General features: G+C 59.8%; 19 protein-coding genes, 1 other RNA gene and 3 pseudogenes. 6 read left to right on the forward strand and 17 right to left on the reverse strand.

Annotated elements, in window-relative coordinates; genetic code table 11:
* Positions 1-23 precede the first annotated feature (23 nt).
* Both ald and MUN84_RS19915 read right to left on the reverse strand, forming a co-directional pair.
* Positions 24-1,151 carry an alanine dehydrogenase gene (gene ald, locus MUN84_RS19910; RefSeq protein WP_244695686.1) on the reverse strand — a complete coding sequence of 376 codons (1,128 nt, stop codon included), beginning with the start codon at positions 1,149-1,151 and terminating at the stop codon, positions 24-26.
* A gap of 314 nt (positions 1,152-1,465) precedes the next feature.
* Positions 1,466-2,239 (reverse strand): DUF1573 domain-containing protein, encoded by a 774-nt coding sequence (locus tag MUN84_RS19915; protein WP_244695687.1) that lies wholly within the window; start codon positions 2,237-2,239, stop codon positions 1,466-1,468.
* A gap of 304 nt (positions 2,240-2,543) precedes the next feature.
* Here MUN84_RS19915 and MUN84_RS19920 point away from each other — a divergent pair.
* Positions 2,544-4,965: pseudogene (locus tag MUN84_RS19920) on the forward strand (thiamine pyrophosphate-dependent enzyme).
* A 74-nt stretch (positions 4,966-5,039) separates the two neighbouring features.
* Here MUN84_RS19920 and MUN84_RS19925 read toward each other — a convergent pair.
* Positions 5,040-5,591 carry a hypothetical protein gene (locus tag MUN84_RS19925; RefSeq protein ID WP_244695688.1) on the reverse strand — a complete coding sequence of 184 codons (552 nt, stop codon included), beginning with the start codon at positions 5,589-5,591 and terminating at the stop codon, positions 5,040-5,042.
* 115 nt (positions 5,592-5,706) lie between these two features.
* Here MUN84_RS19925 and MUN84_RS19930 point away from each other — a divergent pair, with 115 nt between their 5' ends.
* Positions 5,707-6,708 (forward strand): acyl transferase, encoded by a 1,002-nt coding sequence (locus MUN84_RS19930; RefSeq protein WP_244695689.1) that lies wholly within the window; start codon positions 5,707-5,709, stop codon positions 6,706-6,708.
* 185 nt (positions 6,709-6,893) lie between these two features.
* Here MUN84_RS19930 and MUN84_RS19935 read toward each other — a convergent pair.
* The 10 genes and pseudogenes from MUN84_RS19935 to rnpB form a co-directional block, all read right to left on the reverse strand.
* Positions 6,894-8,071 (reverse strand): annotated as a pseudogene (locus MUN84_RS19935) (sigma-54-dependent transcriptional regulator).
* A 230-nt stretch (positions 8,072-8,301) separates the two neighbouring features.
* Entirely contained in the window at positions 8,302-8,871 is a 570-nt protein-coding gene (locus tag MUN84_RS19940) for a DUF4982 domain-containing protein (RefSeq protein ID WP_244695690.1), read from the reverse strand.
* 14 nt (positions 8,872-8,885) lie between these two features.
* On the reverse strand, positions 8,886-9,089 hold the full coding sequence (locus MUN84_RS19945) for a hypothetical protein (RefSeq protein WP_244695691.1): 204 nt from the start codon (positions 9,087-9,089) through the stop codon (positions 8,886-8,888).
* A 53-nt stretch (positions 9,090-9,142) separates the two neighbouring features.
* Complete coding sequence (locus tag MUN84_RS19950) at positions 9,143-9,757, reverse strand: glycoside hydrolase family 2 TIM barrel-domain containing protein (RefSeq protein ID WP_262920722.1); 615 nt, start codon at positions 9,755-9,757, stop codon at positions 9,143-9,145.
* 15 nt (positions 9,758-9,772) lie between these two features.
* Positions 9,773-10,039: pseudogene (locus MUN84_RS23255) on the reverse strand (beta-galactosidase); the annotation flags it as partial.
* A gap of 52 nt (positions 10,040-10,091) precedes the next feature.
* Complete coding sequence (locus MUN84_RS19955) at positions 10,092-10,718, reverse strand: sugar-binding domain-containing protein (protein ID WP_244695692.1); 627 nt, start codon at positions 10,716-10,718, stop codon at positions 10,092-10,094.
* The gene (locus tag MUN84_RS19960; RefSeq protein ID WP_244695693.1) at positions 10,718-11,206 is read right to left on the reverse strand and encodes a hypothetical protein; all 489 of its coding nucleotides are present in this window, start codon (positions 11,204-11,206) and stop codon (positions 10,718-10,720) included. The genes MUN84_RS19955 and MUN84_RS19960 overlap by 1 nt, the downstream gene beginning before the upstream one ends.
* On the reverse strand, positions 11,203-12,132 hold the full coding sequence (locus tag MUN84_RS19965) for a hypothetical protein (protein ID WP_244695694.1): 930 nt from the start codon (positions 12,130-12,132) through the stop codon (positions 11,203-11,205). Before MUN84_RS19965 ends, MUN84_RS19960 begins: the two co-directional genes overlap by 4 nt.
* Complete coding sequence (locus MUN84_RS19970) at positions 12,129-13,277, reverse strand: cellulase family glycosylhydrolase (protein ID WP_244695695.1); 1,149 nt, start codon at positions 13,275-13,277, stop codon at positions 12,129-12,131. Before MUN84_RS19970 ends, MUN84_RS19965 begins: the two co-directional genes overlap by 4 nt.
* 159 nt (positions 13,278-13,436) lie before the next feature.
* Positions 13,437-13,927, reverse strand: an RNA gene (gene rnpB / locus MUN84_RS19975) — RNase P RNA component class A.
* A gap of 68 nt (positions 13,928-13,995) precedes the next feature.
* On the opposite strand from rnpB, the gene MUN84_RS19980 reads away from it, so the two are divergent.
* Genes MUN84_RS19980 through MUN84_RS19990 form a run of 3 tightly spaced genes read left to right on the forward strand, consistent with a single transcriptional unit; the run spans position 13,996 to position 15,049 of the window.
* On the forward strand, positions 13,996-14,412 hold the full coding sequence (locus MUN84_RS19980; RefSeq protein WP_244695696.1) for an element excision factor XisH family protein: 417 nt from the start codon (positions 13,996-13,998) through the stop codon (positions 14,410-14,412).
* Positions 14,400-14,720 carry an element excision factor XisI family protein gene (locus tag MUN84_RS19985; protein ID WP_244695697.1) on the forward strand — a complete coding sequence of 107 codons (321 nt, stop codon included), beginning with the start codon at positions 14,400-14,402 and terminating at the stop codon, positions 14,718-14,720. Before MUN84_RS19980 ends, MUN84_RS19985 begins: the two co-directional genes overlap by 13 nt.
* 38 nt (positions 14,721-14,758) lie before the next feature.
* Positions 14,759-15,049 carry a hypothetical protein gene (locus tag MUN84_RS19990; RefSeq protein WP_244695698.1) on the forward strand — a complete coding sequence of 97 codons (291 nt, stop codon included), beginning with the start codon at positions 14,759-14,761 and terminating at the stop codon, positions 15,047-15,049.
* Positions 15,050-15,055: 6 nt separating this feature from the next.
* Here the strand turns inward: MUN84_RS19990 and MUN84_RS19995 are convergent, their stop codons facing one another.
* From MUN84_RS19995 to MUN84_RS20010, 4 genes are all read right to left on the reverse strand, one after another.
* A complete protein-coding gene (locus tag MUN84_RS19995) occupies positions 15,056-16,918 on the reverse strand; it encodes a M1 family metallopeptidase (protein WP_244695699.1) in 1,863 nt (620 codons plus the stop codon).
* Between the two features lie 248 nt (positions 16,919-17,166).
* The gene (locus MUN84_RS20000) at positions 17,167-18,279 is read right to left on the reverse strand and encodes a Smr/MutS family protein (protein ID WP_244695700.1); all 1,113 of its coding nucleotides are present in this window, start codon (positions 18,277-18,279) and stop codon (positions 17,167-17,169) included.
* 126 nt (positions 18,280-18,405) lie between these two features.
* Entirely contained in the window at positions 18,406-19,014 is a 609-nt protein-coding gene (locus MUN84_RS20005; RefSeq protein ID WP_244695701.1) for a DUF2279 domain-containing protein, read from the reverse strand.
* Between the two features lies 1 nt (position 19,015).
* A complete protein-coding gene (locus MUN84_RS20010) occupies positions 19,016-19,396 on the reverse strand; it encodes a hypothetical protein (protein ID WP_244695702.1) in 381 nt (126 codons plus the stop codon).
* A 192-nt stretch (positions 19,397-19,588) separates the two neighbouring features.
* On the opposite strand from MUN84_RS20010, the gene MUN84_RS20015 reads away from it, so the two are divergent.
* Positions 19,589-22,504 carry an alpha-amylase family glycosyl hydrolase gene (locus MUN84_RS20015; RefSeq protein WP_244695703.1) on the forward strand — a complete coding sequence of 972 codons (2,916 nt, stop codon included), beginning with the start codon at positions 19,589-19,591 and terminating at the stop codon, positions 22,502-22,504.
* The last annotated feature ends 10 nt before the right edge of the window (positions 22,505-22,514 follow it).

Raw genomic sequence — 22,514 nt, forward strand, 5'->3', positions numbered from 1 at the left:
CTTATTGGGTAGTGACGGGGTGCTTAAGCAACCGCTCCTTCCATTACCGACTCCACCGACTCCAGGGGAAGGCCCCAGGCATCGGCTACACCTTTGTACACCACTTTGCCGTGCACCACGTTTAGGCCGAGGCGCAGAGCCTCGTCGCGGCGGCAAGCCTCCTGCCAGCCCAGGTTCGCCAGCTTCACGGCGTAGGGCAGGGTAGCGTTGGTTAGGGCCAGGGTAGAAGTGTACGGCACGGCACCGGGCATGTTGGCCACGCAGTAGTGCACAATGTCGTCGATGATGAAGGTGGGGTTTTCGTGGGTGGTCGGCTCGCAGGTTTCAATGCAGCCGCCCTGGTCCACGGCCACGTCCACGAGCACAGTGCCGGGCTTCATGGTCTTGAGCATCTCGCGGGTGATGAGGTGGGGAGCTTTGGCGCCCGGAATCAGCACGGCCCCAATGATGAGGTCAGCAGTTTTGATGGCTTCGCGGATGTTGTACTCGTTGGAGTACTGGGTCACCACATTCTTGGGCATGAAGTCGTCCAGCTCACGCAGGCGGTTCAGGCTGATGTCCATGATGGTGACCTGGGCGCCCAGACCAGCGGCAATTTTAGCCGCCTGGGTGCCTACAATGCCGGCGCCCAGCACCAGTACTTCGGCAGGCTTCACGCCGGGTACGCCGCCCAGCAGAATGCCCCGGCCTTTCAGGGGCTTCTCCAGGTACTTAGCGCCTTCCTGCGGGGCCATACGACCGGCTACCTCGCTCATCGGGATGAGCAGGGGCAGGGCGCGCGAGGGCAGCTCCACAGTTTCGTAGGCCAGGCACACCGCCTTGCGCTCAATCATGGCGTGGGTCAGCTCCTCGCCGGAGGCAAAGTGGAAGTAGGTGAACAGCAGTTGGTTCTCCTTGATAAGCGGATATTCCGAGGCAATCGGCTCCTTTACCTTCACAATCATTTCGGCCTTGCCGTACACGTCAGCAATGGTGGGCAGAATGGTGGCACCCGCCTGCTGATACTCGGCGTCGGAGAAGCCGCTGCCGTTGCCAGCGGTTGCTTGCACAAACACCTCGTGGCCGTGCTTACGGAATTCAGCTACGCCAGCGGGCGTTAGGCCCACGCGGTTCTCGTTGTTCTTAATTTCTTTCGGTACGCCGATAATCATGACTCGAAGCAGAGGGTGAAGGTGGGTGGATTGAGGATTGCCCGGGAAAGGCGGGACAAAGATAAGGCGGAATTTGGTGAGGAGCGGACGAGGGCGAACAGTAAAAAGAATGCACCTCAGCATCGGCCCGCCAAAGTCAGCACAAGTGCGCCGCAGCCTTTTCAACCACCCCAAACGCCCGTCATCCTGAACGCCGCGAAGGACCTTGCCCCGCCTGAACAAATCGTTGATACGATTACTGTTCCAACGTGACAAGGCCCTTCGCGGCGTTCAGGATGACGGGCGCTGCTACTAGGGCAACTACATCGATATGCCTACTTGAACGGAACCGAGGCGCCGCTTTCCTTGACCATGCTGCCGGCGTTCAGGTCCTGTACTACAGTTGCCTTCAGCGTCAGCTTGGCATCCCCGTTCAGGTCGTTGCTGGTAATGACGACGGGCTCGGCCTGGGCACCCAGCTTCCGTTGGCTATACACCAGTTCCACCACGGCGCTTTGGCCAGGCTTGATGGGAGAAGGCACGTTGCGGTAGCCTACGCAGTAGCACTGCGAAGTAATGGCGCCGAGCACCAAGTCTTGCTTGCCGGTATTTTTCACGGTGAAGCGCGCCACGGGGGCTTGCCCGGCTTCCATCTTACCGAAATCGTGGGTGGTGCGGTCCAGCACCAGCCGCGGCGACTGGGCCAATTGGGCCGGGGTCAGCGTGGACTTCACTTGCTCCTTGTTCAGTACGTTGCCCTTGATGGTGAGCACCGTGCTGGGGCTGGCGGCGTTGCTGGTTACCGTGACGGTTTTGTTGAAGATGCCAGGCCGGCCGGCGCTGCTGTACACGGCCTTCACGATGCCGGTTTTGCCGGGCAGCACGGGGGTCTTGGTCCAGTCGGGGGTAGTGCAGCCGCAGCTAGCCTGCACGTTGGCAATGATAACGGGCTGGTTGCCAACGTTCTTGAACTTGAACTCGTGGGTAGCCATGGTACCCTCGGGTACGGAGCCGAAATCATGCAGCTCTTGCTCGAATTTGAGCACGCCCTGGGCCTGGGCGGCAGCGGCCACGAGCAGGGCCAGCAGGAGGGAGAATACGTGTTTCATAATTAAAGAGTAAGAGGGTGCGGGGGTAGGAGGGTAGGAGTTGAAGTAAGGGGCAGCGTGTAAAGGCCAGTGTCGAGAACAAGGCCCCGGTCAGAAAGGGTTCTGACGCGTCGCCTGCAACTTCCGACACTTTTTTACCTCCGGGCCTCTCATCTTCCTACCCTCTCACCCTACTCCAAAGATAACCACAAAAACGCCTGGCACCGCATCAAACGTAAATCCGTACTTTTGGGGGCCTGCTTTCCGGGCGGCAGGCTCCCACCCCTTCTCACCTCCGGCTCCTAATCCACCCGCCTCCCATTCTATGTCCACTGCCGAAACCGCCGCCGACGTGCAAACCAGCGTCGCCTCCCTCAGCAAAGAAGACCTCCTCCATGATTACCGCCTGGGCTGGGAAAGCCGGCAGGCCTCCTTGGCCGGTCGCAAGGAAGTATTTATGGGCAAAGCCAAGTTTGGCATTTTCGGCGACGGCAAGGAAGTGCCTCAGCTGGCCATGGCCCGTGCTTTCCGGGCCGGCGACTGGCGCGCGGGCTACTACCGCGACCAGACCTTCATGCTGGCCATCGGGGAGCTGACTCTGCAGCAATACTTTGCTCAGCTGTACGCCCACGCCGATGTGGAGGCGGAGCCCTCCACGGCGGGCCGCGCCATGAACGGGCACTTCGGCACCCGCCACCTCGACGAGGATGGCAACTTTAAAAACCTGGCCCAGAGCAAGAATTCCTCGGCTGATATTTCGCCCACCGGCGGCCAGATGCCTCGCCTAGTAGGCTTGGCTTACGCCTCCAAGCTCTACCGCCAGAACCCCGAGTTGCACCAGTTTAGCCAGTTTTCGGTGAATGGCAACGAGGTAGCGTTTGGCACCATTGGTAACGCCAGCACCTCGGAGGGTATGTTCTTCGAGGCCATTAACGCCGCCGGCGTACTGCAGATTCCGATGCTCGTAAGTGTGTGGGATGACCACTACGGCATTTCCGTGCCCGCCGAGTACCAGACGACCAAGCAGAACATCAGCGAAATTCTGAAGGGCTTTCAGCGGGAAGGCGAGGGCCAGGACGGCTTCGAGATTTTCCGGGTGAAAGGCTGGGATTACGCCGGCCTGATTGATACCTACCAGCGCGCCGCCGCAGTGTGCCGCGCCCAGCACGTACCCGTGCTGGTACACGTGCAGGAAGTTACCCAGCCCCAGGGCCACAGCACCAGCGGCTCGCATGAGCGCTACAAGAGCAAAGACCGCCTCTCCTGGGAGGAGGAGCACGACTGCCTGCGTAAAATGCGCGAATGGTTGCTGCAAGAAGGTCACGCTTCGGAAGTTGAGCTCGACCAGATTGAGAATGAGGCCAAAGAAACCGTAAAAATTGCCCGTACAACTGCCTGGAGCGAGTTCTTCAACCCCATTAAGCAGGAGCGCGACGAGGTAGTGCAGTTGCTCAACAAGCTGGTGGCTGAAACCGGCGCCGAAAACAGCCTGCACGAACTGGTAGAACCCCTGGAGCACAACTCCGCACCCATCCGCGCCGACCTGGTGCGCACCGTGCGCCGGGCCCTGCGCCAGGTGCGCGGCCAGCGTAGCGCCGCCCGCCGCGACCTACAACACTGGCTGGAGCAAGCCCTGGCCGAAAACGCCGACCGCTACAACTCCTACCTCTTCAGCCAGAGCGAAGAGGCCATTGGCAACATTGAGGAAGTGAAGGCTGAGTTTGCCGCCAACGCCCCCAGGTGGATGCCCGCGAGGTGCTGCAGGCCTGCTTTGAAGCCAACTTCCAGCGCGACCCCCGCATCTTCGCCATTGGTGAGGACGTAGGCCGCATCGGTGACGTAAACCAGGCCTTTGCCGGTCTGCAGGAAAAATTCGGCGAACTGCGCGTAACCGATACCGGTATCCGGGAGTGCACCATCGTGGGGCAGGGCATTGGCGCCGCCATGCGCGGCCTGCGCCCCATCACGGAAATCCAGTACCTCGACTACCTGCTCTACGCCATCCAAATTCTGAGTGATGACGTGGCCCCGCTGCAGTACCGCACCAAGGGCGGGCAAAAGTCCCCGCTGATTGTGCGCACCCGCGGGCACCGGCTGGAAGGCATCTGGCACTCCGGTTCGCCCATTCAGATGATTCTGGGCTCCATCCGGGGCATGCACCTGTGCGTGCCGCGCAACATGACCCAGGCCGCCGGCTTCTACAACACGCTGCTGCGTAGTGATGAGCCGGCCATCGTCATTGAGTGCCTCAACGGCTACCGCCTCAAGGAGCGGATTCCCAGCAACGTGGGCGAGTTTACCCTACCCCTGGGTCAGCCTGAGACGCTCAAGAAAGGCAACGACCTTACCATCGTAACCTACGGTTCCATGTGCCGCATTGTGCTGGATGCCGCCAAGCAGCTGGAGGAAGTGGGGATTAACGTAGAGGTAATCGACGTGCAGACCCTGCTACCCTTCGATGTAGACCACGTCATTGCTGACAGCTTGCAGCGTACTAACCGCGTGCTGTTCGCCGACGAGGACGTGCCCGGGGCGCTACTGCCTACATGATGCAGCAGGTGCTGGACGAGCAGCAGGCCTACCGCTTCCTCGACTCCCAGCCGCGCTGCCTAGCAGCACAGGCCCACCGCCCGCCCTACGGCTCCGATGGTGACTACTTCAGCAAGCCCAACGTGGAGGACGTATTTGATGCCGTGTACGAAATGATGCAAGAGGCTGAACCCAAGCGCTTTCCGGCCATCTACTAGGTAGCCCACAAACAGTCGGCCCGGCCCTGGGTAACCAGAGCTGGGGCCGACTGTTTCGTAGCGGAGTGTTGGGTTTAGCGAATGGTAATCGGATCGGTCACGATTTCATTGCTCTCGTGCAGGGCACGGTCCACAATCTGCACTTTAAAGCGAACTACGGCGCCAGGGGCAAAGGAGCCTTGGAAGAAGTTTTGCCCAAACGTCAATTCGCCTTTCAACGGCGCCTTCCGGGAACCCTGGCTTTCCGGCTCCAGCCGGGGGTAGCGGCTGTTGTAGTTGAAATTGCCAAGGGGCAAATCAGTGTAGGTGTTGTCGCTGTTGCGGACCTGGGGCGTGAAGAAGTAGTTGTTGTAATACTTGTTCGGCTGCCCGTTCTGGTCTATCTGGCTGTAAGGGAAGCTGATTTCGTCGTTGTTCAGGCCCAGGTCCCCGTCCCCATCCTTGAAGGAAACTGTTACGGCCACCGTATCGAAGGCACCCGTGGGCCTAATAATGCGGTTGACCACAATTTTTTTGAAGGCAATTTCCGGCGTTTCGGAGTAGTCGGGTTCACTAACGCAGGAAGCCGTTGCTAGCCCGGTAAAGGCCAGCAGAGCAGCATAGCTCAGAGTACGAAGTAGGGTCATAAAAACAGCTATAATGCGCCGGAGGAAGCAGCCCGCCGGCCGGAAGGTACAACATCTGAACGAACGAAGTAGCGCCCACATTGTTCTACCGTTTCGCTAACCCTGAGTCTCCCGAATGAGTTTCCGCGAAGAGCACCTTCACCACCTACCGCACCTGACAACGGCCACCGCCGAGGCCGCTGCCCTACGCCTGTTTCAGTACCAAGCTCGGCATTGCTTGCCTTACCGCGACTACCTAAGCGCCCTAAGCCGCGAGCCGGCGGCCATCACCCGGGTCGAGGACATTCCCTTCCTGCCAATAGAGTTCTTCAAAACCCATGAAGTCCGCACTGATGCCACCGAGTGGGAGCCCCAAGAAGTATTTCTGAGCAGCGGCACTACCCAGCAGCAGCGCAGCCACCACTACGTCCGTGACCCGCAGCTGTACCGCCGGCACGCGGCACGCATTTTTGAGCACTATTACGGCCCGCTCAGCGGCTGGACGGTGCTGGCGCTGCTGCCCTCATATCTGGAGCAGGGCCAGTCGTCGTTGGTGGCTATGGTCGATTACTTTGCCCAGGTCTCGGGCCAGACCCAAGCCGCCTTCTTTCTCCACGACCACACCGCCCTACTCGCGGCTTTGCGCCAAGCCAAGCAGGATTCTAGCCGCCGCGTGTTGCTGATTGGGGTCAGCTACGCCCTGCTAGATTTGGCCGCCGCCTATGCCGGCGACCCGGCCCTGCACGGCCTGACGGTGCTGGAAACCGGCGGTATGAAGGGCCGCCGCCGTGAAATGATTCGGGAGGAGCTACACACCGAGTTACAGCAGGCCTTCGGGCCCGTCGGCATTCACTCCGAGTACGGGATGACGGAGCTGTTGGGCCAGGCCTACAGCTTCGGCGACGGCCGCTTTCACGCCCCACCCCAGCTGCGCGTACTCCTGCGCGACCCCAGCGACCCGTTTTCCGTCTCGGCTACCCGGGCCGCGGGCGCCATCAACGTCATCGATTTGGCCAACGTAGACTCGTGCGCCTTCATCGAAACCAAAGACCTGGCCCGCCTGCACCCCGATGGCTCCTTTGAAGTGCTGGGTCGCCTGGATAATTCTGATATCCGCGGCTGCAACCAGATGGTATAAGGGATGATTGGCAGTGTCATTGCGAGGACGCAGAACGAAGCAATCCGTCCTGGCCAACGTACTTAACCCTAAAATGTGACAAGCCCTTGACACCAGCGCGGACGTCAAGGGCTTGTCACATTATAAGGCTGGTCACAAATGAGAGGACGGATTGCTTCGTCCTGCGTCCTCGCAATGACAGGAAGTCACTTCCCTGCAAACGCGCGGGCGTCGGCTTCCGAAATGATGTCGTCGCTCATGATGACGAGGCGCTCTACCACGTTGCGCAGCTCCCGGATGTTGCCCCGCCAATCTAGGCTTTGCAGGTAGGCCAGGGCCGAATCCTCAATGCGCTTGGGCTTGGTGCCGTAGTCGGCGGCAATGTCTTTCAGGAACTTCTCGATGAGGGCCGGAATGTCGTCGCGCCGGTCGTTGAGGGCGGGCACCTGAATCAGGATGACGGAGAGGCGGTGGTAGAGGTCTTCGCGGAAGTTGCGGTCGGCAATTTCCTGGAGCAGGTCCTTGTTGGTAGCGGCCAGTACGCGCACGTTCACGCTGATTTCCTTTTCGCCCCCACGCGGGTAATCTTGCTTTCCTGCAGGGCCCGGAGCACCTTGGCCTGGGCCGACAGGCTCATGTCGCCGATTTCGTCCAAGAACAGGGTGCCCCCATCAGCCTGCTCAAACTTGCCGATGCGCTGCTTGACGGCCGAAGTAAACGAGCCCTTTTCGTGGCCAAACAGCTCTGATTCAATTAGCTCCGAAGGAATAGCGGCGCAGTTTACCTCAATCAGCGGGCCACTACTGCGGTTACTGAGCTCGTGCAGCTGGCGGGCCACCATTTCCTTGCCAGCGCCGTTCGGGCCGGTAATGAGCACGCGCGCATCGGTAGGGGCTACCTTCTCAATGGCTTTGCGCACGGCCGTCAGGGCGGCCGAGTCGCCAATCATTTCGGAATTCTTGGCTAGCTTTTTCTTGAGCGTTTTGTTCTCAGTAGCCAGCTTGGTGGTTTCGGCCGTGAGCTTGGTGCGGTCCAGGGCGTTGCGCACGGTTACCAGCAGGCGGTTCAGGTCTGGCGGCTTCTGCAGGAAGTCGAAGGCGCCTTTCTTGGTAGCATCCACGGCCATTTCTACGTTGCCGTGAGCCGACACCATGATAAAGGCCGCGTTGGGGGCCACAATGCGGGCCCGCTCCAGCACCTCAATGCCATCCATCTTGGGCATTTTGATGTCGCAGAGCACCACGTCGTACTTGTCGCGGATGAGCATATCCAGGCCCGTGGGGCCATCTTCGGCCTGGTCTACCTGGTAGCTTTCGTACTCAAGAATCTCCTTCAGCGTGTGCCGAATGGCTTTTTCGTCGTCAATAATTAAGATGCGGGGCATGGGCTAGGAAAAGGCAAATGGCAGAAACCAAAGTAACGAAAAGCCGGTGGCAATGAAGCTAGCTAGGTTATAAACCTTGGTTCGGGGAGTGATAGGGGTAGTAAATTAGGTGCTAGGAACGTACTTAGGCGTCATACTTGGCTGCGCTCTGCATGACGTTCTTTAAATTTTCTGCTCTTTAAAAAGATGATCAGGCTGCTTGCCGGGGCGAGTTAGACGGGCTTTTCTACCTACGGTTTAACGCTGCGCACGGACAAGGTAGCCGCCGGCAGGCCTTGAGCAGTAGCCGTGAGCTGCACTGTGCCGGGCGTGCGACCGGCCCGCAGTAGGGTGGTGGCAATGCCGGCTTCGGCAGCTACGGGGTTGTCGCCGAGCAACTCAGCGTCGCCGCTGGTTACGGCGAAACGGATGGGGGTAGTGGCCTCGGGCACGGGTGTACCTTGGGCATCAACCATGGTGGCGTACACGAATACGGCATCCTGGCGGCCGGCAGTTAGGTCACGGCCGCTCTTATCAACGCGGAGCAGCAGGTGATGAGCCGGGCCGGGCGTGCGCCGCAGGTGCTCGGCGGCCACTCTACCATTCACGTACGCCACGGCGCGCAAGGTGCCTCCCGAGAACGGCGGCACGGTGAACGTGAACGAGGGGTGCTGGAGGTGGGAGGAATACTGGTCCTGGTCGGGGCGCTTGCGGGCCAGGGTTTTGCCATCAAGCTGCAGCTCTACCTCGGCGCAGTTGCTGTACACCCGCACTTGCCGCGGCGCGGTGCTGGCCTGGGCGTAACTGGCCAGGTACACCATCGGTTTGCCAAACCCTAGAGCATCGGGGCGGGACCGTACTGGCTCTGGTAGAAGTAGAAGGCGAATTTCGGCAGGCGGTAGATGTCCATGATACCCGACGACTCAATATCCGGGGCGTAGCCGCGCTTGTAGTCAAACTGCAGCCAGTTGGCGTCGCCGATGGCGGGTCCCACAAAGTTGTCGTTGTGTGCCTCTTGGAAGTTGAGCGCCTGCTGCACGAGGGCCCGCTCGCCCTGTCCGCGCAGTTGGCGCGAAGTCCGCTCCGACTCCTTTAGGCCCGCGTAGGCCGTCTGGTTGAAGCCCGCATTCTGAGCGTAGTACTCCCAGTCGCCGTACTCGCAGAGCAGGATGGGTTTGGGCTTGTTGTATTTGTGCCAGTAGTCGGGGCCTTGGCGTGCTGGCGGGCCGGAATGAACACGTCGTAGGCGTAATCCAGCCAACCGCAGGTGTACACATCGGTCGGGAAAGGCAGCTCCTCGTGCACCGCCTGGTGGGCCTGATCCATGAACGACTTGCTCATGTCGGTTTCGTTGAGGGCTGCTTCCCAGAGCACAATGCTGGGGTGGTTCCGGTCGCGGCGCACCACGTCGCGCACGTGCTGCAGGCTGTTGCGCTGAAAGACTTCGCCCCCAAAAAACTGCCAGCCGGGAATAGAATTCATCACCAGAATACCCAGCTCGTCGCAGGCCCGCAGGAAAGCTGGGGAGGGCGGGTAGTGGGAGCAGCGCACGAAGTTGAAGCCCGCTTCCTTGATTTTCCAGGCGTCGCGGTACTGCATCTCATCCGATAGGGCGTAGCCCAAATAGGGATACTCCTGGTGGCGGTTGGTGCCGCGCAACCGAGTTTTCTGCCCGTTGAGGTAGAAGCCCTCGGGCGCAAAGCGAATAGTTCGTACGCCCGTTGCTACCTCCTGCTGATCGACACTGCGGCCCTTATCGTCCAGGACTTCCACCCGCAGCCGATACAGGGTAGGCTGCTCCGGCGACCACAGCTGGGGCGACTTCAGGGAGAAAGTTTGCGCAACGGCCGTGGCTGCGCCCGGCGTGAGCAGGGGCGCAGCCGTGACAGCGCGGGCCACTTCCTGGCCGGCTGCATTGAGTAGCACGGTGCGCAGCTTGGCAGGCCGGGCCGCGTGGTGGTCGTTGCGGATTTCGGTCTGGACGTGAAGGGTAGCCTGCTGGGGCTCACGTTTTCATAATGCACCAGAATCCCACCGCCAGCTACCCGCCCGACTCCACGGCATCGGTGATGCGCAGCCGGTCCTGGATCAGCAGCTGCACTGGGCGGTAGAGGCCACCGTAGTAGTTGAAGTCGAGGTCTTTGAGCGGCTTGCCGGGCGGAATGGCGGGGTTGTCCTGGTTGTTAAGCTTGACCAGCAGGCAGTTATCGGCGTTAACCTGGAGATAGGGCGTCAGGTCGACGGTGAAGGGTAGGTAGCCGCCCTGGTGACGTTGCAGGCGGCGGCCATTCAAATACACATCGGCCTCGTGCATGGCACCCTCAAACCGGATGGCCACTCGGCGGGCCGTGTCAGCAGGGCTTATCCGGAAAAAGCGGCGGTAAAAGCAAGTGCCCTGCCACTGCCGGCCGGCGGTAACAACCGGTTCTAGGCGCGGCGTGTGGGGGAGGGCCACTGTTTCCCAGGGCTTCGACGGGTCATTGCGCGCGAAGAAGGTTGGCCCCACGGCCGTGTCCACGTCCCGCACAAACTCCCAGTCGGCGTTGAAGGTGAGGGGTAGGGGCGAAGAGCCAGGGCTAGACGAAGTACCGGGCTGGGTGCATGAAATCAGGGCTACCAGCGCGGCCAGCAGCAGCCGGCTTGGGAAGGCAAAAGGGCGAAACAGCATTAGCGCAGGTATATCGATTCAAGGTCAAGGAAAGGTCGTCCGGTGGTAGCCGGAGCAGTTGTTGGCCCCAGGAGCACTTGCAGCACTTCGGCCTGAGCGAGCGGCAGGGTAGCCGGGCCGACCGTTTGGAAGGTGAGTGGTAGGAAACTGGGGTAGGGGCGCGGGAGCAAGGACTGAGCCCCTGGCCGGAACGCCGTGAGGGGCACCCGTACTTCCTGCATGTCGGCGCCTAACTCCACGTCGGCCACGTAGGCCGCGGCGTCGCGGGTGGTCAGCACCAGCCGTACCGTGCCAGCTCCCGCCCCGCGCCGGCCGCGGAGCACTACCTCCTGAAAGCGGCTTACATCGGAGGCACGGGAAGCCAGCCGGTCGCCGAAGTAAGCACGCAGAAAGGCTACCGGCGCGGCCGGATCCGCGAAAGGAATGGGGCTAGCAGGCGGCGGACTCTGAAGCAGGCGCAACGCCAGCTGGCCATTGCTGGTAGTCACGTAATCGGCCCAGCCGCCCCCATTAACGCCCCGGTTTCGGTGCGTTGCTGGTCCTGGCTGGCTACGTAAAGTGGCAAGGCCGTGCCAGCGGCCACAATAGAGGCCTCCCACTGCTCCCGCGGGGCGTAGTCCCAGTCGCGGGGGCTGCCGGGGTGGCCGCCGGGGAAGGTGGTGTTTCGGGTATTGCCCTTCACGACAATCCAGTAGCGAAGCAGGCCGGGGTAAAGCAAGTTCGCGGGCACCGTGGCCTCGGCCGTGGTCAGCGTGAGGCGGCGCATCGGAATGGTGCGGGTGGGGCCGTAGTAGTGCTGCGCGACCAGCAGCAAGGAGTCGGTGGCTGCGGCGCCGGCTACCGTGGCCTGGAGCGTGGCAGCTTGCCCGGCTTGCAGCTGAGTAGGGGCCGTGTGCAGCACCTGTACGGGCAGGTTGGTAGCCGACGGGGCCACAAACTCACCGAGCTTAATAGCGCCTACCTTGGTTTGAGCCGTAAAGTTGCTGGTGTTTTTGCTCCGCGCGGCCACAATGTACACGCCCGGCTGCAGGCGCACGGTGGCATTCGTGGCTTGACCCTGGAAGGTATTGCCTTCGTTCAGCCCGCGCACCGTAAAGTCGGAGCCCAAGTTGGGTAGGGTTAACCGCAGGGGCTGGGTGTTCCAGGCAATGCGCGTAACGGGCTGGCGCAGGGAGGTAGTGGCAAACGGGTCGCGCACCTGAATGGCATCGGGCATCACCTCCAGCCGCCACACGCCGGTAGCCAGTTGGTCGAGGAAGTAGGCGCCGGTGCCATCGTAGGTCACCAGCGGCGAGGAGCCAGTACCGGCCAGGCGGCGCAGGGCAGCGGGCTTGCGCGGCTGCGTGGTGGTCGAGCTGGTGTAGTAGAATTCCTCGGGCGTGTTCAGTTCACTGACGCCGGCGCGGTAGCTCACCCGAAAATCGTGGAAAATAGAGTCCAGGGGTAGGAGCGGAACTGCTGACCCCGGGGTACTTGCCGGAACACCTTGCCCGCAATTAGCAGGCTGATGGCCTTGGCGGGGGTGTAGGCTAGGTTGAGGTAGTGAGTTTGGTACTCAGTGTTGGCAAAGGCAATAGCCAGCGGATCGTAGGCAAACTGCGTCGCCCACTGAAAGCCGGCGCTGCGGAAGGAGCGGGCCATCAGCGGGTACATGACGGGCTGCAAAATATCGGCCGACTCAAACTCGTACACCATGCGCGGCTTGCTGGCAAAGCGCGGATCCTGGGCGTAGGGAATGGGATACTGGTTGACCAGGGGCAGCATGTTGCCACGCAAGGTGTGGCCGCCCACCAGGGCCGAGGGGTACCACTGAAACGTGAAACCCTGCACCGGGCTGCCGAGGATGGCATTGGCTACCGTGGGGCTTTCGGCAATGTTGTAAAAGATGGGTTTCTTGTAGCCAGTAGCCCGCATAGCCTGCACCATGCGCTGCACAAAGCGGCTGACTTCGGCCTCGGGCTGGCGGTAGTGGGGCTCGTTACAGACCTCGTAGGCAATGATGTCGGGGTCCTCGCGGTTGAGCTGGCCGGTGTACTGGTTGCGGTGGTTCAGGAACTGGCCCAAGTACTTTTCCTGAGCCCGCACGGCCCGCTCGTTGTTGTAGGCGCGGCCCTTGGGGTAAATGGAGGAGAAGCCGGTTTGGGCCGTGTCCTTCTCGGGGTAGCCGTTGCCCCAGTAAGCAATAGGGGTCAGGATGATTTTGATCTGGCGCGCTTTCAACTGCTGCACCAAGTAGTCGAGCAGGCGCAGGTGCTCATTCTGGAGCAGATTGCCTAGAGTATCGGTAATTTCTACGTCCCAGACGTGCACCCGGAAGGCATCCACGCCCAGCCGCGAGAGATGGTACACATCCTGGTCGATGGACTTTTCCAGGTTCACGCCCAGCTTCCGGTGGGCCCGGTAGGAGTAGGCGAAGGGGGTAGTATAATTCACCCCAAACAGGGCAACTTCCTGCTTGCTACCCTGCCAGCGCAGCACGCCCTTGGCATCCACGTACACATCGGCCCGGGCCGGGGGAGCCTTCTGGGCAAACGCGGGCGGGCCTTGGGTAAGCAACAACAATCCAGCAAAGACGGCCAAAACAGACAACCAGCCGCGGCAAGCAGCACCAACAGCACGCAAGGAATTATACATAACGCAAACGTTTGACTTCGCGAAGTAACATCATATAAACACAAAAACGGCCGCCGCACCCGAAGCTGCAGCGGCCGTTTGATACTCGGTGATGGGTCTGTAAGCCGGGTTTTGTCCGCCCTTGCAAGCAACAGCGGCCCCACCATTTATCTAGGCCAGTCCTCGCGGAAAGGCTCCATCAACCTACCCGCTGGCGCCGGACGAGCCGCCCGGTGCCGGCCCCGAAAGGCCCGCGTGCCAGCTTATTTGGTCTTTCAACCCCTGAGGTTTACCCAGCCGGCGTGGTCACCCAGCCGCTGGTGCGCTCTTACCGCACCTTTTCACCCTTACCAAAGGTGAGATGGTGAAATTGTGAAATGGTGAGTTTGAGGTTCTGCTTGCGCAGATCGAACAGCAACTCACTATTTCACTAACTCACCATTTCACCGCCTGGCGGTAATTTTCTGTGGCACTGGCTGTCCTGAGAAGCTTTACGCCGCCCAGTCCTTCCCGTTAGGAAGCAGGGTGCTCTGTGTTGCCCGGACTTTCCTCGTCGCCGTTCTTTCGTCCGGCGCCGCGGTAGGGCGACCCATCACTGGGGGCAAAGGTAGGCAAACCTGACGTAGCCACAGTAGCTAATCCGCGAAGAGTATATATTTGGATAATGGCGCGAAAAGATTTTTACCATGATTGTGTTCGGAGGGCTTTGCTGAAAGAAGGCTGGACTATCACACATGAGCCCTTGATTTTGCCATTTGCAGATACGCGCGTAGAGGTAGATTTGGGAGCCCAACTGGCAACAGAAGGCCATAGCGCCATCATTATAGCCGTAGAAGTAAAGAACTTTTTGGCCGGCCGCCCGGTGGTAAGTGAATATCAGAAAAGCTACGGTCAGTATCAGTTGTACCGGGAGTTGCTCAGTCGCTTCGATCCAACCCGCACACTGTATCTGGCTGTCTCCGAGCACGCCTATCAAACAATTTTCCACGACGACGTTATCCGCACCATCGTTCGGGACAGCCAAATGAAACTGCTCGTGTTTGACCCTCTTACCGAAACCATTACGCAATGGAACCCTTAACTATTTGGCAGCAAGCCATCCGCAGCGTGTTAACGCTGCCGCCCACGGCCGCCTACGCCGTACCGGAGTTGCGGGAAGAACTGATAGAAGACGTAAAACACAACCGCTTTCTGGTGGTGCGCACGGGCTGGTTCAACGGCCAAAACTTCTACGCCGTCATTCAGGATGTGGAACTGCGCGACGGTCACGTATGGATTCACCGCAACAACACGGAACACGACCTGCTGGAAGAACTCACCGAAGCCGGTATAGCCGCCGATAGAATCGTGTTGGCTACGCTGGCTCCGGAGCAACGGCTAGCTTCGTGAAAAGCAGGACTTGTAGTTAAAATCTTCTATTTCCGGCAATGCTGTTGACCTTGCTTCTGTCCGAAACTACTGCGATAAGCTTATTCTTCTCAGCGCTGCTAGTGTTGTTTGCCTTGGTCCTGCTTGTTCCCGTCTTACTGCTATCTCGGACAAAATCATCTGGTACAGCCAAGCTACTGGCCTTGGGTCTAGCCGTAGTGCCTATTTGGCTCGGCAGCGGGCTGAACAACGATTTTGCCTATATGGAATATGCCTGGCTCGTGCCGTTTTTTTCTTACCTGCCTCTAGGAGGCGTTCTTGTAAATCTGATGCGCAGTGCACTTAAGTAACAGACGTTACTTGCCCTCCCACAGGTTGTCCTTCAGGTAGCTGTCAGGCACGAGGGTAGCGCCTAGCTTCACTTGCTTCACGGCTTTGGTGGTGGCTACGGGTACCGTAACGGTGCGGGCGCCTTGTTCCCAGACGGCAATGGTGCGGTGGAGCTTCTGGGTGGAATTGTCCTGGAAGGTGATGGTCAGGTCTACGGGAACGGGCTTGGTGCCTTTGGCTTCTACTACTACGTCGTAGCCGGTGGCAGTTTTCTGCACTTGCTGGATGGCTAGGTCGGGGTAACCTCCATCGAAAAACCAGCGCTGCCAGAACCAGTTGAGGTTACGGCCGGCCCCGGCGTTCATCGAGTTGAAGAAGTCGAAGGGCATGGGGTGCTTGCCGTTCCAGTTGCGGATGTAGGTATGCAGGGCCTTGGTGAACAGCTCGTCGCCGAGCAAATCCTTCACGTAGAGGTAGCCCAGGCCGGGCTTGGGGTAGGAGTTGAGGAAAAAGGCCGTGCCGGTTTGCTGGGTGCTGAGCGTGACGATGGGCAAATCAACCTCGGTGGCGGCGGCGGCGGCGTAGGGTGCAATGCCGTAGTCGTCGTCCAGCTTGGGGTCGATGATGCCGGAAATCAGCCACTCGCCGATGGTGGCCCAACCCTCGTCCATCCAGCCGTACTTGGTTTCGTTGATGCCCATGTAAAACGGGAACATCGTGTGGAATATCTCGTGGTCGGTGAGGCTAATGGCGTCCTGGCGGGTGCTGGTGGGGTTGTCGTTCACCATCATCGGGTACTCCATCTGGTCGAGGCCATCGAAAATGGTTTCGTGGGAGTAGGGGAAGGGCCACTTGGGGAAGGTGTACGACATGGCCTCTACCGTCTGGCGGGCGAAGTGAATCACCTCCTCGTAATCCTTGTGCTTGGTGTTGTACACGGCATCCACGCGGGTGCGGCGCTTGGTGGCGGGGTCCACCACCAGGCTGCTCGACTGCCACACGTAATGGTCGGTGGTGGCAAACACAAAGTCGGTCACGTTCTTGGCCTCGAAGTGCCAGGTGTTCTGGGCATTGGGGGCGGTAATGTCCCGGGCTTTCAGGTCGGCTTCGGTGATGATGCTGGTGATGCCGTCCTTGCGTTCCGCGTCCTGGAGGCGCTGGGCGTACTTTTTAGTCAGGACTTTATCGGCATTGGTCAGGTCGCCGGTGGCCCACACCACGAAGTTCTTGGGCACGGTGATGTCGGCGGAGAAGTTGGCAAAGTCGTTGTAGAACTCCTGAGAGCCGAGGTAAGGGTTGCGGTTCCAGCCGTCAATGTCATCGTATACCGCAATGCGCGGGAAGAAGTAAGCCACGAAATCCGCGTTGGGCTCTACCTCGCCGGTGCGGGTGTGGGAGCCTTTGTTGAGGACGTAGGAGTAGGTAACCGACATCTGCGCCGTCTGCTTTGGGCCGATGGCGCGGGGTATGGGAACCGTGAGGTTCGTGAAGTCGGCGCGCAGCTTGGCCACGTCCAGGGCCTGCCCGTTGATGGTCAGCTTGGTGATTTTCACCCCCTCGCTCACGTCCTCGGGGCTGATGCCGCTAGCCCGCGGCGCGCCTTTCTGGTAGAGGTTGGGGTAGAGTTTAAACCAGATTTGCCGTAGTGAGTCGGGGCTTTGATTGTGGTAGGCAATGTCCACGGTGCCCGCCACCCGCCGCGAGGTTGGGTCGAAGCTGACCTTTAGCTTGTACTCAGCGGAGTTCTGCCAGTAATTAGGACCCGGCAGGCCCGATTCAGCGCGGGTGCTTTTGGCGTAGGTGGCCTGCAAGTTGCGAGGAACCGGCAGCTGCTGGGCCGTAGCAGGTAGGGAAAGAAGGGCGGCGGCGAGAAGCGCGGGTAGTTTCATGCGGAAAATATAGTTCTGCCGCAAAGTAACTACATAGGTTCGGAGGGTTGCGTTGGAGCGAGTGCGGCGAGTAAAAGGGTGGCTTGGCCAAAAAAACAGAACGTCATTCAGAGCGGAGCGAAGAATCTTGCCTGCTTCTCGGAGAATAGCTCTCATGGAAACAAGTGAGATTCTTCGCTCCGCTCTGAATGACGTCCTATGAGAGTGAGAGTGTACCAGTTACAACGCTCTGCCAGACTAGGCCATATCTACTTCAGTCGCACGAGGGTAGCGCCGTAGCCGAATTTCTCCTTTTGCGAGTCCTCAAAGAACTTGATGTCGCGGTTGCGGCTGAGCAGCTTGTGCAGCTCCTTGCGCAGGGTGCCGTTGCCGGAGCCGTGGATGAAGATGATTTCGTGCATGTTGGTGGCCAGCGCCCGGCTCAGAGCATCCTCAAACGCTTCTAGTTGCAGCTTGAGAATAGCCGTGTTGCTCAGGCCTTCTGTGCCACCCTCCGGCATTAAGGCTTCCAGGTGCAGGTCTACCTCGTGGGGCGGGGCTACAATGGCTTTGGCTGGTTCCGGGGCAGGGGCTACGGCGGCTGGTTTGGCCGGTGCGTTGCCGGTGAGTTGGGCTTTCAGGGTTTCGGCCAGTTTCTCGGGGGCTACCACTGCCGGCGCGGCGGGCTTTTCGTCGAGCTGAAAGAGGTAGGCTTCGCGCTGCAGCACGGGCACGTTGGGCTGACGGCTGGTGTAGAAGCTGGCCGCTTTGAACTGCAGGCGCTTGGTTAGCAACTCGAAGGCGGTAGTGCCATTGAGCTGAAATGGCAGCAGCTGTACCACTGGCGCGGGCCACTGATCGAAGTCCTTGAGGTGCCAGTGGCCCAGGGGCTTGCTGGCCGATTTGGCCGCCAGTCGCTCCGCCGACAATCCGCGATACTGCCCGTTGCGCTCCTCCCCAAAGGTGTAGAGCACGTCCCGGTCGGTGTGGTTGACAAGCTGTAGAGCCAGCAGCTCCGGCGACTGGTGGGTGAGGGCCAGATACAAGCCTTTCTGAACCGGCGGAGTTAGGTTTTTGTCGGCCTTTATGGGCGCCGGACCTTCCGCTTTGTTGGGGGCAGGAGCTGCCGCAGCGGGTACGCCGGCGGCTTTGGCGGCCCGGGCCGCGCCGGAAGCTGCGGCTTTTTTCTCGGCCGCTACGGCTGCGGCACTCTGCCCGAAAGCTTTGGTTTCCTCGGCGGCTACTACCACTACCTCGCGGCGAAGCACCGGAATGGTGAAATCATTATCAATGGCTACCTCCACCAGCTCGTCGCTGAGTAGGCGGGTAATAATACCTTCTTCGCGCCCGGTAAGCAGGCGTACTCGGTCTCCTACGTTCATATTAACAGAAAGAAAATGCAGATGGAATAGAAGCAACAAAGGTAACCGGCAAAACGAGCCTGGCCCGTCTGCGCTTTACGAGGGCTGCGCGCCTGGCGGTTTGCCGCGCTTTTGCTGGTATTGGAGCTAGTAGTACAGCCCGTGCGCTACCAAGCCGCGCTTGGTGTTCCACTCCAGGGCGGGCGCCGGCAGGTGGAAGATGCTGGCTACGTAGAACACGCGCTTCAAGAGCTTGGAGCGGGTTGGGATGCGGCGCAGGTCCACGTCGAGGCTGAGGTAATACTGGCGGTAGGAGCGCAGGCCCAGGGCAGCATTGGCCGCCGGGTCGTTGAATACCATTTGCTGGGCCCCGTACCCCACGGCCGGCTGCAGCCACCGGGGCCACCGGGAGGTGGCTGGTAGCCAGGCTCCTACGTCGGCGCACAGCCAGTACGTCTGGCCGTTGTAATCCTTCAGGTGCTGCTCTGCCAAGCTCCGGCCCAATACAGTAGGCCGGAGCTTGGCGTAGGACGTGGTATGAAAGGAGTACTTGGGCATGATGCGTACCTCGTTCCAAGCCAACTGCTGACCAATCAGGCCCACGGAGCCCAAAAAGTTGGCAGCCAAGTCGGTGGCGGAAGCGCCGTAGGCTGGGTCGCGGCCATCCAGCAGCTCAATGGGGCTCTGCAGCAGAAATCCCACAAAACCACCGTACCAGAGGGCCCGGCGCTCGGGCACGCCCGCCCAGCGCAGCATATCAACGGCCCCCGGCTTTCGTGAAAAGCCCCCAGAAGTGGCCTGCTTTGTCGAGCTGCTTCCACTCGGGCCAGTCGTTAAACCAGTGCAGGCGGCTTCGCTCGCCGGTGTACCAGCCTTGGCTTAGCAAGTAAAGCGTTCCGGAATATGATACTACTAGCCCTCCCGCCAGCACCGGCAGCCGTCGACTTAGACGGCTGGTATCGGACTGGGCCTTTATTGTATCAGCCGTTTGAACAGGGGCACCGACCTGGGCAGCTAGGGGCGGCAGCCGGGGTATCTGGGCGGTAGCCGGGGTAGGGAAGGCGGCCACCCCGACTGCCAGGGCTGCCCACCACGTAAGGCAGGCAACGAGCTGGCGAAACGGCTGAATAGACACCATATAGAGGAAAAGGCAAAAAGCCAGAAGCGGTAGGTAAAGCTACAATAAAAGCGGCTATTGACTTGGTAACAACCGCCGGTACCCCCTATCTTTAATGCCCTCTTGCGCTTTGAGTAGATGCTTTCGGCAACCTCGTGTTAATAGAGCATTTGTTTTGTTCTCACTTTCCAAAATTCCCAACCCCCATCTTACATGAGAATACTTCGACTTTTTTTGAGTCTGGTGGCTTTGCTGGCTGGAATCCCGGTTCTGCAGGCCCAGGTCGTCACTACGCAGCCGGCCCTCTTCCGCGACACTGACCCGGTAACCATTGTGTTCGATGCCACCCAGGGCAACGGAGCATTAGCCAATTTCACCGGCGACGTCTACATCTGGACGGGCGTTATCACGGACAAAAGCAATTCCAACTCCGATTGGAAGTACGTGAAAAGCCCAACGTTCAACCAGGCCGACCCAGCCGCCAAAATGACGCGCGACGCCACTAATCCCAACCGCTACACCATCGCCCTCACGCCCAGCGTGCGCAGCTGGTACGGCGTAGCGGCCGGCGACCAAGTTCAGAAGTTGGCCATGATCTTTAAAAACGCGGCCGGCACCACCGTGGGCCGCGCTACCGGCGGCGGCGACATCTTCGTGGATGTGGCGCAAACCGCTTTTGCCGTGGCTTTTACTAGCCCTGCTTCGCAGAACGGAAACCCCATTTTCGTGAACAGCGGCGCCAGCGTTTCCGTTAGGGGCGAGGCTTCCACCGAGGCCACGCTAACCCTGACGCTCAACGGCACCCAGGTAGCCCAGCAAACCAACACCAAAGTCCTCACGGCCACGGTGCCCGTAACCCAAGCTGGTCAGAACGACCTAGTCTTGACGGCCACCAGCGGCACCAACACTGCCTCGGCTACGCGCAGCGTAATCGTGCGGGCGCCTTTCACCACGGCCGCCCTACCCACTGGAGCCAAGAAAGATGGCGTTACGTACATTAACAACGGCACTTCCGCTATTCTGACCCTCACGGCACCCTTCAAAAAATCGGTGTACGTGCTAGGCGACTTCAACAACTGGCAGCCCGGTGCTGCCTACCAGCTTAAGCGCACCGATACGACTGCTACGGCTACCCGCGCCGCTGACGACCGGTGGTGGGTGCAAATTGATGGCCTGACTCCCGGCCAGGAATACGCCTACCAGTTCTTGGTAAATGAAACCATGCGCGTGGCCGACCCCTTCACGGAAAAGGTGTTGGACCCCGACAACGACCAGTACATCAACGCCGGTGGCTACACCGTGTATCCGAACCTGAAGGCATATCCGGCCGGAAAAACCAACGGCATCGTGTCGGTGCTGCAGAGCAACGCGCCGGCCTACACCTGGCAAACCACCAACTTCCAGCGCCCCGCCCGCACCGATATGGTGGTGTATGAGTTGCTGCCCCGCGACTTTGTGGCCCGTCACGACTACAAAACCCTGACCGATACGCTGGCTTACATGAAGCGTTTGGGCGTAAACGTCATCGAACTGATGCCGTCCAATGAGTTTGAGGGCAACGAAAGCTGGGGCTACAACGTGTCGTACTACTTCGCGCCTGACAAGTACTACGGCCCGAAAAACGATTTGAAGCGCTTTATTGATGAGTGCCACAAGCGCGGTATTGCCGTGGTGCTGGACGTAGTGCTCAATCAGTCCTTCGGTCAGAGCCCCATGGTGCAGATGTACTTCGATGGTACCAAACCCGCCGCCAACAACCCTTGGTTTAACCCGGATGCCACGCACCCTTTTAGCGTAGGCTACGACTTTAACCACGAAAGCCCCTACACCCGCTACTTCTCCAAGCGCATTATTGAGCACTGGCTCAAGGAGTACAACGTGGATGGCTACCGCTTCGACCTGAGCAAAGGTTTTACTCAGAAAGTAAGCACCAACACTGCCGATTGGGGCCAGTATGACCAGTCACGCGTGAACATCTGGAAAGACTACCACGATTACATGGTGAGCGTGGATCAGACGGCGTATCCTATTCTGGAGCACTTGGGCAACAACGACGAGGAGAAGGTGCTGTCCGATATGGGGATGATGCTGTGGGGCATTATGACCTACAACTATAATGAGGCTACCATGGGCTACCTGCCCAACTCCAACTTCAGCTACGGTTACTACGGCAGCACCGCCCAAGGGGGCCGCGGCTGGAGCCAGCCCAACCTGGTTACCTACATGGAAAGCCATGATGAGGAGCGCCTGATGTACAAGAACCTGACGTTCGGTAATTCCTCGGGTTCCTACAGCGTGAAAAACCTGCCGACTGCCCTGGCCCGTCAGGAAATGGCAGCCGCCTTCTTCTTCCCCGTACCCGGTCCCAAAATGATTTGGCAGTTTGGTGAGCTAGGCTACGACAAGTCGATCTTCTCCTGCCCCGATGGTACGGTACCTCAGCCTTACCCCACGGATAACTGCAAGCTTGGCAACAAGCCCATCCTGTGGAACTACTACCAGGACCCGAACCGTCGCCATTTGTTTGACGTGTACCGCAGCCTGATTGCCCTGAAAGTGCAGGAGCCTGCTTTCGAAAACCCGGCCAGCTTTACCCAAAACCTGAGCGGCGCCGTGAAAACCATGCAGCTCACCGACCCGCGCCTGAGCGTAACGGTGGTTGGTAACTTTGATGTGGTGCCCGCTACCGCTACGGTTACCTTCCCGCAAACTGGCACCTGGTATAACTACCTCACCAGCGAGCAGCTAAACGTGACAAGCGCTACCATGAGCATGACTTTGGCGCCCGGCCAGTATGCCGTGTACACCTCGCGCAAAGTTGCCGTACCTGCCGGCACGGTGCTGGCCACGAAGCGCCAGCGCGATGCAAGCGTTCTGCAGCTAACCGCCCAGCCCAACCCAGCCGCTGCTTCGGCCCAGCTGCGTTATAGCCTGCCCCAGGCAACCACCGTGCATGTTACGGTTACCAACCTGCTCGGAGCCACGGTGCACACCCTGCCCGCTACCCGTCAGGCCGCCGGCGCCCACGAGCTGGAATTGCCGCTCCGCAACCTGGCCAGTGGCGTGTACCTAGTACAGCTCACGACCGGTCAGCAGCAGCAAGCCATCCGGTTGGTAGTGCAGAAGTAAAGAAGGCATC

It is taken from the genome of Hymenobacter sp. 5516J-16 (genome assembly GCF_022919335.1).
Classification (GTDB): domain Bacteria; phylum Bacteroidota; class Bacteroidia; order Cytophagales; family Hymenobacteraceae; genus Hymenobacter; species Hymenobacter sublimis.

Bases quoted from the DNA above. Each gene is read 5' to 3' on its own strand.
- ald (WP_244695686.1), bottom strand. From the start codon at position 1,151: ATGATTATCGGCGTACCGAAAGAAATTAAGAACAACGAGAACCGCGTG.
- MUN84_RS19915 (WP_244695687.1), bottom strand. From the start codon at position 2,239: ATGAAACACGTATTCTCCCTCCTGCTGGCCCTGCTCGTGGCCGCTGCC.
- MUN84_RS19925 (WP_244695688.1), bottom strand. From the start codon at position 5,591: ATGACCCTACTTCGTACTCTGAGCTATGCTGCTCTGCTGGCCTTTACC.
- MUN84_RS19930 (WP_244695689.1), top strand. From the start codon at position 5,707: ATGAGTTTCCGCGAAGAGCACCTTCACCACCTACCGCACCTGACAACG.
- MUN84_RS19940 (WP_244695690.1), bottom strand. From the start codon at position 8,871: ATGGTGTACCTGGCCAGTTACGCCCAGGCCAGCACCGCGCCGCGGCAA.
- MUN84_RS19955 (WP_244695692.1), bottom strand. From the start codon at position 10,718: ATGCTGTTTCGCCCTTTTGCCTTCCCAAGCCGGCTGCTGCTGGCCGCG.
- MUN84_RS19980 (WP_244695696.1), top strand. From the start codon at position 13,996: ATGGCGCGAAAAGATTTTTACCATGATTGTGTTCGGAGGGCTTTGCTG.
- MUN84_RS19985 (WP_244695697.1), top strand. From the start codon at position 14,400: ATGGAACCCTTAACTATTTGGCAGCAAGCCATCCGCAGCGTGTTAACG.
- MUN84_RS19990 (WP_244695698.1), top strand. From the start codon at position 14,759: ATGCTGTTGACCTTGCTTCTGTCCGAAACTACTGCGATAAGCTTATTC.
- MUN84_RS19995 (WP_244695699.1), bottom strand. From the start codon at position 16,918: ATGAAACTACCCGCGCTTCTCGCCGCCGCCCTTCTTTCCCTACCTGCT.
- MUN84_RS20000 (WP_244695700.1), bottom strand. From the start codon at position 18,279: ATGAACGTAGGAGACCGAGTACGCCTGCTTACCGGGCGCGAAGAAGGT.
- MUN84_RS20005 (WP_244695701.1), bottom strand. From the start codon at position 19,014: ATGCTGCGCTGGGCGGGCGTGCCCGAGCGCCGGGCCCTCTGGTACGGT.
- MUN84_RS20010 (WP_244695702.1), bottom strand. From the start codon at position 19,396: ATGGTGTCTATTCAGCCGTTTCGCCAGCTCGTTGCCTGCCTTACGTGG.
- MUN84_RS20015 (WP_244695703.1), top strand. From the start codon at position 19,589: ATGAGAATACTTCGACTTTTTTTGAGTCTGGTGGCTTTGCTGGCTGGA.